Consider the following 14,183-nt stretch of genomic DNA (forward strand, 5'->3'; position numbering starts at 1 on the left):
ATGAAGACGCACGCATTCGTTTCGCTGTTCGCGGTCACGCTGTTTCTGGCCGCTTGCGGTCCGCAGGACAGGGCCCCGGTCATACCGTCCGCGGCCGCGTCCGCAGCGCTGGATTTCCAGGACGAACACACGCAGTGGGTGAGTCAACGTAGCGCGGACCTGAGCAAACCGGATGGCTGGACCAGCCTGATCGGGTTGCACTGGATCGAAGCAGGCAAGGGCAGCGTGGGCGGCGGCGCGGACAACGCCATCCGCCTGTCCATAGCGCCGGAACGATTGGGTGAGGTGGAGCAGCGCGCCGATGGCGTTTACTTCCAGGTCGCCGCAGGCGTTCCGGTCACCGTTGACGGCAAGCCGGTACAGGGCGAAGTGCGCCTGGATCCGGAAGGGGCGGGGGCGGGAACAAAGCTGGGCTATGACGAGGGCAAGGGCCAGATCACCGCGATCAAACGCGGTCAGCGCCTTGCCCTGCGGGTGCGCCACGCGGATGCGCCGGCGCGCCGCGACTTCGCGGGTCTGAGCTTCTTCCCGGCCGATGAACGCTGGCGCGTGCAGGCGCGCTTCGTTCCGCACCCGGCCGGCAGGACGCTCCCCATCGTCAACGTGCTCGGTGAGGTCGCCGACAACCCCAATCCCGGCTATGTGGTGTTCGAAAAGGAAGGGCACGAGTGGAGGCTGGAGGCGCTGGGTGACCCGGCCAAAGGCTTGAACCTCATGTTCCAGGACCAGACCACGGGTCGGCTCACCTACGGGGTGGGGCGCTACCTGCGCACAGATCCGGTCGCGGCAGACGGAACGGTAGTGGTGGACTTCAACCGCGCCCACAACCCGCCTTGTGCATACACGGAATTCGCCACCTGCCCGCTGCCGCCGCCGGAGAACCGCCTGGCCCTGCAGGACGCCAATGGTCAGCGCACGCGATTGGCGGTGCTTGCCGGCGAGAAGAAATATGCCGGGGCCAACCACTGATCGACGTACCGGATCCGCTCCCATGGCTGCCGACTGAACAGGCAATAAGGCGTTGACGTGACGTCGACGCCATTTCACGGGAGTTTCCATGCTGGGCGCAGACACTGGCGGCACGTCATGAAGCGAGGAGCCCACCATGAATCGTTCCACCCGAAATCTGCTGTGCGCGGCCGCCCTGATGGCATCGGCGTTCAGCGCCAGCGCCCAGACCTACGGGCCGAAGGACGAAGGGCGCCGTTTCAATGACGGCACCAAGGTGGTCTGCAAGAACGTTGAGGTACAGCGCAACAGCAAGGACCCGAACCGCATCGCCGGTACCGCAACCGGCGCCATTGTCGGCGGCCTGCTGGGTAACCAGGTCGGCGGCGGCAACGGCAAGAAGGTCGCCACCGTGGCGGGCGCGGTAGCCGGCGGCGCAGCCGGTCGGCATATCCAGGGCAACTCGCAGAGCAAAAACGGCGACCGCGTGGTCGAACGCCAGTGCTATCGCCGCTGATGCGATTTAGTTGAGTATGCGGTAAGCAATACGAAAGGGCTGGCCATGGGCCGGCCCTTTCTGCTTTCAACGCGTCGGCGGATATCCCGCAATCGTCCGTGCGCCGGTAATGATCATCCGCAGCATCTGCGCGGTCTGTTCGATCATCTCCGGGTCGCGCTCGGGCGGCTGATCCAGTGCGGTGCCACCCATGGCGAACACCAGCCGCGTGATCGCCTTGGCCACCAGGTGCGGCTCATGCAGCACGGCGCCGTTGTCTGCATGGGCCAGGCGGATCAGGTCGACGCAGAGCTCTTCTTCGAAGTAGTTCAGTTCGCGCTCTACGGCCTGCTTGAACGCGTCCGAGCCGGCGCTGCCTTCACGCAGCAGCACGTGCAGCAGGCGGTCGTCAGCGCGTAGCTGCTCAAAAAACGTTTCCACCGAGAGGCGAATGACGCTGCGGTCCGACGATGCGGCGCGCTGCCGTGATTCGCCGATGATGGTGCGCAGCGAACGGCCGGCCAGGTCGATCAGGGCCACGGTCAGTTCGTCCATGTCGCGGAACTGGCGATAGAACGAGTTCGGGGCGATGCCGGCTTCGCGGGCGACCTCGCGCAGGCTCAGGGTCGACACGCTGCGGTGCGGGCCGATCAGGGTCAGGGCAGCAGCCAGCAGATCCTCGCGTGAAATCGAGGCTTTGCGGGCCGGCAGGGCGTCGTCGGGGACGGTCAGGTGCGAATCGGGCGGGGTCATCCAGAGGCCAGACAGTCAAGTCCCTGAATCATAGCCGGTCTGGGCAATATACAAGTGTATACACACATGTATGCTCGGCCGTATAGTGGCGGCATGAGCGCACTCCCTCGTCCCGCCGCCCGCCGTTCGTCCCTCGCGCCCCGCCAGTGGGTGTCCGAGGAGCTATTCGACTTCTGGGCCGGCCGGGTGCACCCGCTGTGGACCCTGCGCCGCGCCCGTGCGCGGCTGGTGTCCCGCCACGCCGCCAGTGCGGACGCGGTGACCCTGGTGCTCCGCCCGAACCGGCATTTCCGGGGCGTGGCGCCGGGCCAGCATGTGAACCTGGGGGTGGAGGTCGATGGGCGCCGCCTGTCGCGCAGCTACAGCCCGACGCTGCTGGATGACGGCTGCCTGGCCATCACCGTCAAGACGGTGGCCGGCGGCAAGGTCAGCCAGCACCTGGCGCAACACGCCCAAGTGGGTGAGGTGTTCGAGCTGGGCCAGGCCTTCGGTGAGATGACTCTGCCGGCGACGCCTGCCGCGCGCGTGCTGCTGCTGGCCGCCGGCAGCGGCATTACCCCGATGCGCGCGCTGGTGCGCCAGATGGAGAGCGCCGGCATGCCGGTGCAGGTCGACCTGGTGTACTGGGCGCAGCAGCGCGACGCGGTGTGCTTTGCGGAGGAACTGGCCGAGATTGCCGCACGTCATCCCGGATTCCGCGTGCACCTGGCGCTGACCCGCGATCCGGCCGCACCGGCTGCACGCGTGGGCAGCTATGACTTCAGCGCGCTGGGCGACCTGTCCACCGCGCACGTGTTGGCCTGCGGCCCGGGCGGCTTCGTCGAAGCTGCGCAGGCGCGTCTGCACGGCCAGGTGGCACTGCTGCAGTCCGAAGCCTTCACCCCGCCGGTGCTGCCGGATGCGGAGACCGGCACGGTGCGGGTAGAACTGCGCCGCAGCGGCCGCACTCTGGAACTGCCGCGCGGCACCTCGCTGCTGCAGGCACTGGAAGCCGAAGGCCTGCGCCCGGCCAGCGGCTGCCGCATGGGCATCTGCAATACCTGCGTATGTGGCAAGGCCAGTGGCGTGACCCGCCACACGTTGACCGGCGAATACGCCGCCGAACCGGCCACGCAAGTGAAGCTGTGCGTGAACAGCGCCAGCACCGACCTGATCCTGGAGCTCTGAGCATGTCTTCTGTGCAGAACCGCGTGTTGTCCGCCGCCGAACTGGAATCGTTCGGCAATGAGCTCGACGCGCTGCGTGCGCGCCACCTGGAAACGCTGGGTGCGGCCGACGCGCGCTACATCCGCCGTGTGGTCGCGGGCGTGCGCTGGACCGGCGTGGCCGGCCGCGCACTGCTGTTCCTGGGCGCATTCGTGCACAGCGTGCTGATTCCGGCGTGGATCGCCGGCGTGGTGCTGCTGGCGCTGTCCAAGATCCTGGAGAACATGGAGCTGGCGCACAACGTCATCCATGGCCAGTACGACTGGATGGGCGACCCCCAACTGCAGGGCAGCACCTACGAGTGGGACATCGCCGGCACCGCCGACAACTGGCGCAAGACCCACAACTTCCGCCATCACACCTACACCAACGTGCGCGGGCTGGACGACGATATCGGCTATGGCCTGCTGCGGATCTTCCCCGAGCAGCGCTGGCGCCCGTTCTACCTGATGCAGCCGGTGGTGGCGGTGGTGTTCGCGTTGTTGTTCGAATGGGGCATCGCCATCCAGGACCTGCGTGTAGGCCGTCTGTTCGCGGGCAAGATCACGCTCCGGCAGCTGCTGGCGCAGGCGCGCCCGGTGGGGCGCAAGATGGGTACGCAGGTGTTCAAGGACTACCTGCTGTTCCCGGCGCTGGCCGGCCCGTTCTTCCTGCCGGTGCTGCTGGGCAACATGGTGGCCAACCTGATCCGCAACGTGTGGACCTACGTGGTGATCTTCTGCGGCCACTTCACCGCCGATGCGGAAACCTTCCCGAAGGACTGCGTGCGCGATGAGACGCGTGGCCACTGGTACCTGCGCCAGCTGCGCGGTTCGTCGAACATTGCCGGCGGCAAGGTGATGAACCTGATGACCGGCAACCTGAGCCACCAGATCGAACACCATTTCTTCCCCGACGTGCCGGCCAACCGCTACGCGGCGATCGCTGTGGACGTGAAGGACATCTGCGCGCGCTACGGCCAGCACTACAACAACGGCTCGCTGCCGAAGCAGTTCGGCCAGGTGATGTGGCGGATCGTGCGCCACGCCTTCCCGAGCCGCCCGGCGCGGGTGAAGCCGCTGGTGACCGCCGAGCAGGGCGCGTAACGGCTCGCCGCCCGCATTGACGACGATCAACCGCCTTCACGGGTGGGGTGGGTACCATGCTGAAGCAGCGTAGGTCCCATCCCCACGAAGGAGTGTTGATATGGCTGTCGAGAAGAACGGCGCGCGGCGCGTACCCGTCATCGAGAAAGAGCCCGATGCCACGGCCGGCTACTGGTCCAACCAGCCGCTGAATACGCTGCCACCGCCCGATACCATGGGCGCCTACATGCGCAACCGCCCTCTGGCCCCCGAAGGCATCGCCACGCGCAAGGCGTGGATCATCGGCACCGGCATCGCCGGGTTGGCCGCCGCCTTCTACCTGATCCGCGACGGTGGCATGCCGGCCGCCAATATCACCCTGATCGACAGCCTGGACATTGAAGGCGGCTCGCTCGACGGTGCCGGCAACCCGGAGCAGGGTTACCTGATCCGCGGCGGCCGCGAGATGAACTGGAACTACGACAACTTCTGGGACATGTTCCAGGACGTGCCGGCGCTGGAACTGCCCGAGGGCTACAGCGTGCTCGACGAGTACCGGGCGGTGAACGACGCCGACCCGAACTACTCCAAGGCCCGGCTGATGCACCAGCAGGGAAAGATCAAGGACTTCTCCAGCTTCGGCCTGAGCAGGCCGCAGCAGTGGGAGCTGGTCAAGCTGCTGCTCAAGCGCAAGGAAGACCTGGATGATGTGACCATCGAGGAGTACTTCAGCAAGGGCTTCCTGCAGAGCAACTTCTGGTTCTTCTGGCGTTCGATGTTCGCCTTCGAGAACTGGCAGAGCCTGTTGGAGATGAAGCTGTACATGCATCGCTTCCTGGACGCGCTGGATGGTTTCAACGACATGTCCGCGCTGGTGTTTCCCAAGTACAACCAGTACGAGAGCTTCGTCAAGCCACTGGTGAACATGCTGCGCGGGCAGGGCGTGCAGGTCACCTTCGGAACGCGTGTGGTCGACATGGAGATGCGCGTCGATGGTGAATCGCGCACCGTCACCGGGCTGCGCTGTCGGGTGGGTGGCAAGGACAGGCTGCTGCCGGTCGCCGAGGGTGACCTGGTGTTCGCACTGACCGGCTCCATCACCGAAGGCACCGCCTACGGCGATCTCGACACGGCGCCGGTGCTGCAGCGCGGGCCCAGCACCCCGGGCGAGGACAGCGACTGGACGCTGTGGCGCAACCTGGCCGCGCAGTCGCCGGTCTTCGGCAAGCCGGAGAAGTTCTACAGCAATGTTGACGGCTCGATGTGGGAGTCGGCCACGCTGACCTGCCGCCCGTCGCCGCTGACCGACAAGATCCGGGAACTGTCGGTCAACGATCCGTATTCGGGGAAGACGGCCACCGGTGGCGTCATCACCTTCACCGACTCCAACTGGGTGTTGAGCTTTACCGTCAACCGCCAGCCGCACTTCATCGGCCAGCCTGGGGATGTGCTGGTGGTCTGGGTCTACGCGCTGCTGATGGACCAGAACGGCAACCACGTGGCCAAGCCGATGCCGGCCTGTACCGGGCGCGAGATCCTCGCCGAGCTCTGCTACCACCTGGGCATCGTCGACCAGCTCGATGCGATCGCGGCCAACACCAAGGTGCGCACCGCGTTGATGCCGTACATCACCGCGCAGTTCATGCCGCGCGCGGCGGGCGACCGCCCACATGTGGTGCCGACGGGATGCACCAACCTGGGCCTGCTGGGCCAGTTCGTGGAAACCCGCAACGATGTGGTGTTCACCATGGAAAGTTCGGTGCGCACCGCGCGGGTGGCGGTGTACACGCTTCTGGACCTGGCCAAGCAGGTGCCCGACCTGAGCCCGGTGCAGTACGACGTGCGCAACCTGATCCGTGCGGCCCGTGCACTCAACAACGGTGAACCGTTCCCGGGCGAGCGCCTGCTGCACCGGGTACTGGACAAGACCTACTTCGCGCACATCCTGCCGCCGTTGCCCGACAACGAGCGGCATCTGGGCGCGGTGCTGGAAGATGAAGCGTCATGGCTGGTGGGCAAGGGCAGCAGCGCGTTGAAGGACCTGCAGGGCCGGCTCGAAGCCCTGCGTGAGAACCTGGCCAAGCGCGGCAGATAGCGCGCTCGACTGACCGGTCCGCGAGGGCCGGTCAGTCCTCCAGGCCCATCTTTCCCTCGGCCAGCGGCACGCGTGAGCCATCCAGCAAGCCGCGACTTACCTGGCCGTCTTCGATGAACAGCAGTTCGCCGTTTTCGCCGTTCTTGATGCTGCTGTCGATGGCGATGATGCGGTCGCCGTGGAAGCTGCTCACGTGGGGCATGGAGGTGTGGCCGACCACGATGCGCTTGAGGTCCAGTTGCTTGAGCACGCTATCGACCTGGTCGGTATCCATCTGCCCGTCGAAGTAGCCACGGAACCAGATCGGGCTGGTCTTGCCGTCGAACAGGCGGGCGGTATCCGGTGCGGCCTTCACCTGGTCTTTGGGCAGGCCGACCGAGGCCTGGTACAGCGTATTGGTGGCCTCCAGGTTGCGCACCAGGTCCAGGTTCTCTGGCGCGACGCCGCCATGCAGGAACAGCGAGTCGCCGATCTGCAGCATCACCGGGCGTGTGCGCAGCCACTGGCCGATCACCGAATCGGCGCCGTACAACGCCGGATAGCTGCGGCCGAGCAGCTCCGCGCTCTTGAGGTATTTCGGGTTGACGTAACGCAGGTCGTCGTACAGCACCATGGTCTCGTGGTTGCCGAGCACGAAGTGCACCGCACCACCGGCCGCGGCGGCCTGCTGCTGCAGGCTGTAGAGCAGCCAGAACGCCTCGGTCACCTGTGGGCCACGGTCGAACACATCGCCGGCCACCACCAGCGTGGCGGAGCCCAGTGACCACTGGTCATCGCTGTCGATCACCTGATGTGCACGCAGCAGCTTGACCAGCAGCGCGTACTGGCCGTGGATGTCCGACACCGCCACGATGCGCGGCGTGGCCGGGTAGCGTGCGGCGGTCGGTTGCTGCGGCGCGGCCACGGTCAGCGGATGCGGGTAGCCGCATTCGGGCAGCACCACGGTGGTGTCGCCGCGTGCGGGCAGGTCGCGTTCAACCACATGGCCGTTGCAGATCCACTGCGCCTGGTGGCCCTTGCGGGTCATGAACACGTAGGGGCCATCGGCGTCTACATGCTCGGCGGGGGCGGGCACCTCGCGGGCCGCGGCCAGCAATGGAACAAGAACGAATCCCGCCAAGAGCAGGCGAGCGGCGGCAGAACGAAGGCGAAGCGGCATCGGAAACTTCCAGTAGAACGGGGCAGACGGTCATGGGCCGCCCCGTCGATCCTAACCGTCGGCAGCACCGGCGGGCATGCCCCATTGGTCAGTCCACCAGGCCGGATGTGGCGCCCAGGTTCACTTGGCCTGAACAATGCCGGGCGCACTGTCTCGGCGAAATCGGGGGCAATACCGGGCGTGCGGCCAGGCAGTGATGCCTGGCGGCCAACACGCATGCGCGGGTTCCACGTTGAGGGAGCTCCCAATGAACAGTGCATGCAGACGGTGGTGCGTAGTCGCCTTTCTTGCAGTGGGCTGGTGCCACGCGGCGGAAGATGCGCAGCCGTCACCCACTACAGCGACCAACATCATGCCCGGGTGCGAGGTGACCAGTACCCGGCCGTACAAGAGCTACATCAGCTCCGGTTGGAACAGTAAGAGTCCGCACTGGGTGGTGGTGGCATCCGATCCCCAGTATCCCCGGACGCGCAATGCCGACGGAACGGAAACCGATCAGAACTCCGCGAAGGCCGCTGCCGCGCTGACTGCAGTTCTCTCCGATATCGGCAAGTTCAGGGATTCCGTAAAGACGTCAAGCAATCCGTACACGCCGGTCATCATCAACGGCGACCTGACCGATTTCGGTCACGGATGGCAGCGACAAACCATGCAAAGCCTGTTCCTGAAGCTGGCAGGGCCGAAAGACGCATCCAATGGCCCCCTGTTCTTCCCGGGGTTGGGCAACCATGACTACAGCAACAACGTGAACGACTGCACCAACAACGGCTGCGCGCGCGACAGCGTCTGCGACGTGCTGCAGTGGACAAAGGAAATCGGCCCCAGAAACTGGGACTATCACTACGCCAAGCCGGGACATCGAGGCAGCTACGGGTACTCGGTCGATGTCTATGGGGTGACCTTCATCGAACTGCATGACTCGCCCATGTATCAGACGCACTTCGAAAGCGGCGGTTTTCCGATCAATGAAAAGGTTAAGTTCGAGGTCACTTCGTCGCTCCGCTGGCTTGAAGGTGCGTTGCGCGACGCGCGATCGAGAAATCACATCATTTTCCTCAACATGCATCGTCGCAACGGGTGGCCGGCGGGTGATACGGCCACGTTCAAACGCCTGATCGAGTCCTACGGCGTCCAAGCGGTATTTGCCGGGCATGTTCACGACGAGCTTGGCAAGGCGAAACATGACGCGCACTTCGGTTCGGTGCCGGTGTACCAGAGTGGTGCGCTGTTGAATCAGAGCTATCTCATCGTCGAGTTGGTCCACGGGCAGAAGGTACGGATCTACGCCGTCGAACCCGCGCAGGGGTACATACGGAAGCGGCTCATTGAAGAGATTCCATTGAAGAATGGGGTGAGCGTCCCTGCGCCGAACTTTTCGGACGCGGCGATGGTGCTCTATGAGGGGAACAATGCAACACAGGACTTCCAGTGCGAGGTCCCACTGGCAGGCTATCCGCGTTTCAACATGGGGAGCACCTATGGCTGTCCGAACGACGAGGCGAAATCGCTGCGGATACTCAAGGCAAAGAAGGGAACCCGGATCGAGTTGTTTGGCAACTGGGACCAGAAGCCTGACCAGGCATTTGCGGTGATCGAGGTAAAGGAGGACATCACCACGCCGGTCATGGTCGGCTCATTCGAACGTAAGTGGGAGGAGGCCAACTGGAAGATCCAGCGTTACGGCGAAGGTACGTTGGATGGAAAGATTTCCAGCGTTGCGGTCAGTAACGGTATCGACTTCTCCAGGGGAACCGTCACGCTGTTCGAAGGCAATGGCGGCACCGAGAAAGCGCTTTGCACCAAGTCGCTCACCCAGGACGTCGCGTTCGATATGGGCGGCAGTTCCGGTTGCGCGAACGACGAGGCCAAGTCCGCGCTGATCCGCAACGCGCGCCGCGGCACGGAGGTGTGTCTGTTCGGAAACTGGAAGCAGCAGACCAACCAGGGATACAGCTGCATTGTCGCGCTCAACGACTTTACGCAGAACCTTGTCTGGACCTTCAATACGGATGACTGGAACGAGCCGGATGGGTCGTACAAGGCCTACAACCGGAATGGAAACATCGATGGAAAAATATCCAGCATGCGGATTCGCAAGGTGAACGTGGCCCTCGACCGCACGCCATAGCCGCGGATGTCGGGAGACGGGCTCCGACGGGCCCGGGGGGCGGATGTAATAGCATCCGCCCCAGGCGCGGCTTACCCTGCGCACATTGCCCCGGAGGACCGCCATGGGTCACGACCACGATCACCTGCCCAGCGAAATCCGCCACGAAAAGCCGTTGTGGTGGGCGCTGGGTCTGACAACGATCTTCCTCATCGTCGAGGTGGCAGGGGCGTTCTGGACAAACAGCCTGGCGCTGCTGTCCGATGCGGCGCACATGGCCACCGACACGCTGGCGCTGATGATCGCGCTGGTCGCGGTACGGCTGAGCCGGCGCCCGCCCGACGCGCGGCGTACGTATGGCTACGCGCGGCTGGAAGCACTGGGGGCGATGATCAATGGCGGGATGCTGTTCGTGGTGGCTGCCTACATTCTGTGGGAGGCGGTCGCACGCTTCCGCCAACCGCAGGAGATCGCGTCGACCGGTATGCTGGTGATCGCCGCGTTCGGCCTGGTCATCAATCTGATCTCGATGCGGTTGCTGCGGGCCGGCAGCGGCGAGAGCCTCAACGTCAAGGGCGCGTACCTCGAGGTGTGGGCCGACATGCTCGGCTCGGTGGCGGTGATCATTGGTGCGCTGCTGATCCGCTGGACAGGCTGGAAGCCGATCGACCCGATCCTGGCGGTGCTGATCGGGCTGTGGGTGCTGCCGCGCACGTGGGTACTGATGCGCGAGGCGATCAATGTGTTGCTGGAGGGCGTGCCCAAGGGTATCCAGGTCGAGGCGGTGCGCGCTCGGTTGTGCGCGCATGACGGGGTGCTGGACGTGCACGATCTGCACGTGTGGGCGCTGGCATCGAGCACGCCGGCATTGACGGCGCACGTGGTGATCGCCGAAGGGGTGGATGCCGATGGACTGCGGCGCCGGCTGGGCACGGCGCTGCACGAGGATTTCGGCATCGACCATGTGACGCTGCAGATCGAAGCGGATCATTGCGGGGACGATTGTGGCGACGGCACGCCTGCGGCGCAGGCTGGGCACGGCGGGCACGATCACGATCATGATCATGCGGCGCACGCGGGGCATGGGCATGACCGGGTGCACGAGCCGCGCCGCAGCGGCCCCGATGCGCAGGGCCACCACGGCCATCCGCATCCCTGAATCGGCGGCCGAGGGCGGGCAGGGCAGCGGCGGCGAGGTTGCCGCTACAATGGCGCTCTGCCTTGCCATCCCCTCGGAGAAACCGCAGTGACCCGGAAACTCGTACTGTTGCGCCACGGCCAAAGCCAGTGGAACCTGGACAACCGCTTCACCGGTTGGGTGGACGTGGAGCTGACCGAGCAGGGCCGCCGCGAGGCCGCCGCCGCCGGCCGCCTGATGCGCGAGGAGGGGCTGCAGTTCGATGTGGCGCACACCTCGGTGCTCAAGCGCGCCATCCACACGCTGCAGGGCGCGCTGGCCGAGCTGGACCAGGACTGGCTGCCGGTGAGCAAGAGCTGGCGCCTGAACGAGCGCCACTACGGCGGGCTGCAGGGCCTGGACAAGGCCGAGACCGCGGCCAAGCACGGCGAGGACCAGGTCAAGATCTGGCGCCGTTCCTACGACATCCCGCCGCCGGCGATGGACCGCGAAGACCCGGGTCACCCGATCCACGACCGCCGCTACGCGACGCTGGACCGCAATGCGCTGCCGGGCACGGAGTCGCTGGCGACCACGCTGGATCGCGTGCTGCCGTACTGGTTCGATGCGATCGCGCCGCAGCTGAAGGACGGCAAGACGGTGCTGGTCACCGCGCACGGCAATTCGCTGCGCGCGCTGTACAAGTACCTCAACAATGTCTCGCAGGAAGCGATCCTGGAGCTCAACATTCCGACCGGCATCCCGCTGCTGTTCGAACTCAACGATGACCTGACGGTGCAGTCGTTCCGCTACCTGGGCGACCCGGAAGCGGCCCGAAAGGCGGCCGAGGCCGTGGCGAACCAAGGCAAGGCGCGGTAGATACCCACCGTTGGTGGGTATTCCCCAGCGCTTTTCGATTGCTTGACGCCGTAGAGCCGGGCTCTGCCCGGCCGCGGTTGGCGTGACCTTTGGCGGGTCCCGACGCCGCCCTCCCGCGCTACGCTCGCAGATTGCCCGCATTCCGGGCGATGCACCCATCTGTAGCCGGAGAGTCGAATGAAGTTGTCCAAGCTGGCCCCGCTGGGCCTGACCGTTGCCATCGCCGCGTCGCTGTCGGCCTGTGGCAAGACCGAGACCGCGCCTGCGGCCACCACTGCCGAGACCAAGCCGGCGTTCGATCTGTCGCAGATCAAGACCCCGCTGATCGCGCTCAATAGCGCTGACCTGGATCCGTCCATCGCGGCCTGCAAGGACCTCAACGGCTACGTCAACAGCAGCTGGCTGAAGGCCAACCCGGTGCCGAACGACCAGACCACCTGGGGCAGTTTCGAAATCCTGCGCGAGCGCTCGCTGGAAGTGCAGCACGCGCTGGTGCAGCAGGCTGCCGCCAGCCAGGCCAAGGCCGGCTCGGTGGAAGCCAAGATCGGCGATATCTGGAAGACCGGTTCGGATGAGGCCAAGATCGAAGCGGCCGGCATCGCACCGCTGCAGCCGCAGCTGGACAAGATCGCCGCGTTGAACGACACCGCCGCCATCACCCAGTACCTGCGCGACAGCCAGGCGCAGGGTCAGGGCGTGCTGTTCTCGCTGTCCGCCAATGCCGATTACAAGGACTCGGGCAACGTCATCGCCTACGTCGGCCAGGGCGGCCTGGGCCTGCCGGAGAAGGGCTACTACTTCGACGCATCGCAGGCCAAGATCCGTGAGGCCTACGTCGCGTACATCGCGCAGGCGCTGACCCTGTCCGGCGTGGACGCCGCGCAGGCCAAGACCCAGGCGCAGGCGGTGATGGACTTCGAGACCCGCCTGGCCAAGGCCTCGCTGTCGCGCATCGAGCTGCGCGATCCGGCCAAGCGCTACAACCCGGTCAGCGCCGCCGACGCGGACAAGCTGACCCCGAACTTCAGCTGGACCGCGCTGTTCGACACCCTGAAGGTGCCGGCCGCGCAGAAGTTCTCGCTGGCCCAGCCCGCGTTCTTCAGCGAAGTGAACACGATGCTGACCGAGGTGCCGGCCTCGACCTGGCAGGCCTACCTGCGCTTCCACACCGTGGACGACGCGGCGCCCTACCTGAGCAGCGCGTTCGAGAAGGCCAACTTCGACTTCTACGGCAGCACGCTGCGTGGCCAGAAGGAAATGCAGCCGCGCTGGAAGCGGGTGCTGGAATCGGTCAACAGCTCGATCGGCGAAGGCCTGGGGCAGCTGTACGTGGACGCGGTGTTCCCGGCCGAATCCAAGGTGCAGATGCAGCACCTGGTGGAGAACCTCTCGGTCGCGCTGAAGGCGCGCCTGGAGAAGCTGGAGTGGATGAGCGAAGACACCCGCAAGAAGGCGCTGGAGAAGTGGGCCAGCTTCACGCCGAAGATCGGCTACCCGGACAAGTGGCGTGACTGGTCGGGCTTCGAGACCAACGCGGACAGCTACCTGGGCAACATGCAGGCGGCACGTGCGTTCAACTACCGCTACATGTTGAACAAGATTGGCAAGCCGGTGGACAAGACCGAGTGGGGCATGACCCCGCAGACGGTCAATGCGTACTACAACGCGACCAAGAACGAGATCGTGTTCCCGGCGGCGATCCTGCAGGCACCCTTCTTCGACGCCAAGGCGGACCCGGCGCTAAACTATGGCGGCATCGGTGCGGTGATCGGCCACGAGATGATGCACGGCTACGACGATTCGGGCAGCCAGTTCGCCGCCAACGGCAATTTCGACAACTGGTGGACCGACAGCGACCGCAAGGCCTTCACCGGCCGCACCGATCAGCTGGTGGCGCAGTTCGACGGCTATGAATCGCTGCCGGGCGTGAACGTCAAGGGCAAGCTGACCCTGGGCGAGAACATCGGCGACCTGGGCGGCCTGACCGTGGCCTACGACGCGCTGCAGATGGCGCTGAAGGAGAATCCGAAGGCCAACGTGGCGGTGGATGGCCACAGCCAGGACCAGCGCTTCTTCATGAACTGGGCCACCGTGTGGCGCCGCAACTTCACGGATGGCGAGCTGCGCGTGCGCCTGAACACCGACCCGCACGCACCGGCCAACTTCCGTGCCAATGGCGCGCCGTCGAACATGCCCGCGTTCGCGCAGGCGTTCGAATGCAAGCCGGGCGACGCGATGGTGCGTGCGGACGACAAGCGCGTGGTGATCTGGTAAGTCAGCGCAACCGAGGGAACTGAGAGGCCCGGCAATTGCCGGGCCTTTTCGTTACCACCTCAGGCAGGACACTTCAGGTACTGCG

Annotated in this window: 11 protein-coding genes; 9 read left to right on the top strand and 2 right to left on the bottom strand. The window is 65.4% G+C overall.

From position 1 onward, the window contains the following. Positions 1-969 (top strand): DUF1684 domain-containing protein, encoded by a 969-nt coding sequence (locus ACOZHM_RS09190; RefSeq protein ID WP_421568938.1) that lies wholly within the window; start codon positions 1-3, stop codon positions 967-969. A 136-nt stretch (positions 970-1,105) separates the two neighbouring features. Further along, positions 1,106-1,465 carry a glycine zipper 2TM domain-containing protein gene (locus ACOZHM_RS09195; protein WP_421568939.1) on the top strand — a complete coding sequence of 120 codons (360 nt, stop codon included), beginning with the start codon at positions 1,106-1,108 and terminating at the stop codon, positions 1,463-1,465. Between the two features lie 66 nt (positions 1,466-1,531). Here ACOZHM_RS09195 and fabR read toward each other — a convergent pair whose 3' ends face one another. Beyond that, entirely contained in the window at positions 1,532-2,197 is a 666-nt protein-coding gene (gene fabR, locus ACOZHM_RS09200; RefSeq protein WP_421568940.1) for an HTH-type transcriptional repressor FabR, read from the bottom strand. 93 nt (positions 2,198-2,290) lie between these two features. Here fabR and ACOZHM_RS09205 point away from each other — a divergent pair, with 93 nt between their 5' ends. The 3 genes from ACOZHM_RS09205 (at position 2,291) to ACOZHM_RS09215 (ending at position 6,562) form a co-directional block, all read left to right on the top strand. Then, a complete protein-coding gene (locus ACOZHM_RS09205) occupies positions 2,291-3,364 on the top strand; it encodes a ferredoxin reductase (RefSeq protein ID WP_421568941.1) in 1,074 nt (357 codons plus the stop codon). A gap of 2 nt (positions 3,365-3,366) precedes the next feature. Continuing rightward, entirely contained in the window at positions 3,367-4,488 is a 1,122-nt protein-coding gene (locus tag ACOZHM_RS09210) for a fatty acid desaturase family protein (RefSeq protein WP_421568942.1), read from the top strand. A 100-nt stretch (positions 4,489-4,588) separates the two neighbouring features. Beyond that, positions 4,589-6,562, top strand: a complete 1,974-nt coding sequence (locus ACOZHM_RS09215) for an oleate hydratase (protein WP_421568943.1) — start codon at positions 4,589-4,591, stop codon at positions 6,560-6,562. 31 nt (positions 6,563-6,593) lie between these two features. On the opposite strand, the gene ACOZHM_RS09220 is transcribed toward ACOZHM_RS09215, so the two are convergent. Then, positions 6,594-7,721 (bottom strand): metallophosphoesterase, encoded by a 1,128-nt coding sequence (locus ACOZHM_RS09220; protein WP_421568944.1) that lies wholly within the window; start codon positions 7,719-7,721, stop codon positions 6,594-6,596. A gap of 247 nt (positions 7,722-7,968) precedes the next feature. On the opposite strand from ACOZHM_RS09220, the gene ACOZHM_RS09225 reads away from it, so the two are divergent. The 4 genes from ACOZHM_RS09225 to ACOZHM_RS09240 all read left to right on the top strand — a co-directional run bounded on the left by ACOZHM_RS09225 (position 7,969) and on the right by ACOZHM_RS09240 (position 14,098). After that, complete coding sequence (locus ACOZHM_RS09225; protein WP_421568945.1) at positions 7,969-9,849, top strand: metallophosphoesterase family protein; 1,881 nt, start codon at positions 7,969-7,971, stop codon at positions 9,847-9,849. Positions 9,850-9,952: 103 nt separating this feature from the next. Next, a complete protein-coding gene (locus tag ACOZHM_RS09230; RefSeq protein WP_421568946.1) occupies positions 9,953-10,987 on the top strand; it encodes a cation diffusion facilitator family transporter in 1,035 nt (344 codons plus the stop codon). Between the two features lie 87 nt (positions 10,988-11,074). Continuing rightward, on the top strand, positions 11,075-11,824 hold the full coding sequence (gene gpmA / locus ACOZHM_RS09235; RefSeq protein ID WP_421568947.1) for a 2,3-diphosphoglycerate-dependent phosphoglycerate mutase: 750 nt from the start codon (positions 11,075-11,077) through the stop codon (positions 11,822-11,824). Positions 11,825-12,001: 177 nt separating this feature from the next. Continuing rightward, positions 12,002-14,098: a M13 family metallopeptidase gene (locus ACOZHM_RS09240; protein WP_421568948.1), complete on the top strand. Its 2,097-nt coding sequence runs from the start codon at positions 12,002-12,004 to the stop codon at positions 14,096-14,098. Positions 14,099-14,183 lie beyond the last annotated feature (85 nt).

The sequence above is a fragment of the Stenotrophomonas sp. PD6 genome, assembly GCF_049199305.1.
In the GTDB taxonomy this organism is placed as follows: domain Bacteria; phylum Pseudomonadota; class Gammaproteobacteria; order Xanthomonadales; family Xanthomonadaceae; genus Stenotrophomonas.

Coding starts and splice junctions, on each gene's coding strand:
- ACOZHM_RS09190 (WP_421568938.1), top strand. CDS start 1: ATGAAGACGCACGCATTCGTTTCGCTGTTCGCGGTCACGCTGTTTCTG.
- ACOZHM_RS09195 (WP_421568939.1), top strand. CDS start 1,106: ATGAATCGTTCCACCCGAAATCTGCTGTGCGCGGCCGCCCTGATGGCA.
- fabR (WP_421568940.1), bottom strand. CDS start 2,197: ATGACCCCGCCCGATTCGCACCTGACCGTCCCCGACGACGCCCTGCCG.
- ACOZHM_RS09205 (WP_421568941.1), top strand. CDS start 2,291: ATGAGCGCACTCCCTCGTCCCGCCGCCCGCCGTTCGTCCCTCGCGCCC.
- ACOZHM_RS09210 (WP_421568942.1), top strand. CDS start 3,367: ATGTCTTCTGTGCAGAACCGCGTGTTGTCCGCCGCCGAACTGGAATCG.
- ACOZHM_RS09215 (WP_421568943.1), top strand. CDS start 4,589: ATGGCTGTCGAGAAGAACGGCGCGCGGCGCGTACCCGTCATCGAGAAA.
- ACOZHM_RS09220 (WP_421568944.1), bottom strand. CDS start 7,721: ATGCCGCTTCGCCTTCGTTCTGCCGCCGCTCGCCTGCTCTTGGCGGGA.
- ACOZHM_RS09225 (WP_421568945.1), top strand. CDS start 7,969: ATGAACAGTGCATGCAGACGGTGGTGCGTAGTCGCCTTTCTTGCAGTG.
- ACOZHM_RS09230 (WP_421568946.1), top strand. CDS start 9,953: ATGGGTCACGACCACGATCACCTGCCCAGCGAAATCCGCCACGAAAAG.
- ACOZHM_RS09240 (WP_421568948.1), top strand. CDS start 12,002: ATGAAGTTGTCCAAGCTGGCCCCGCTGGGCCTGACCGTTGCCATCGCC.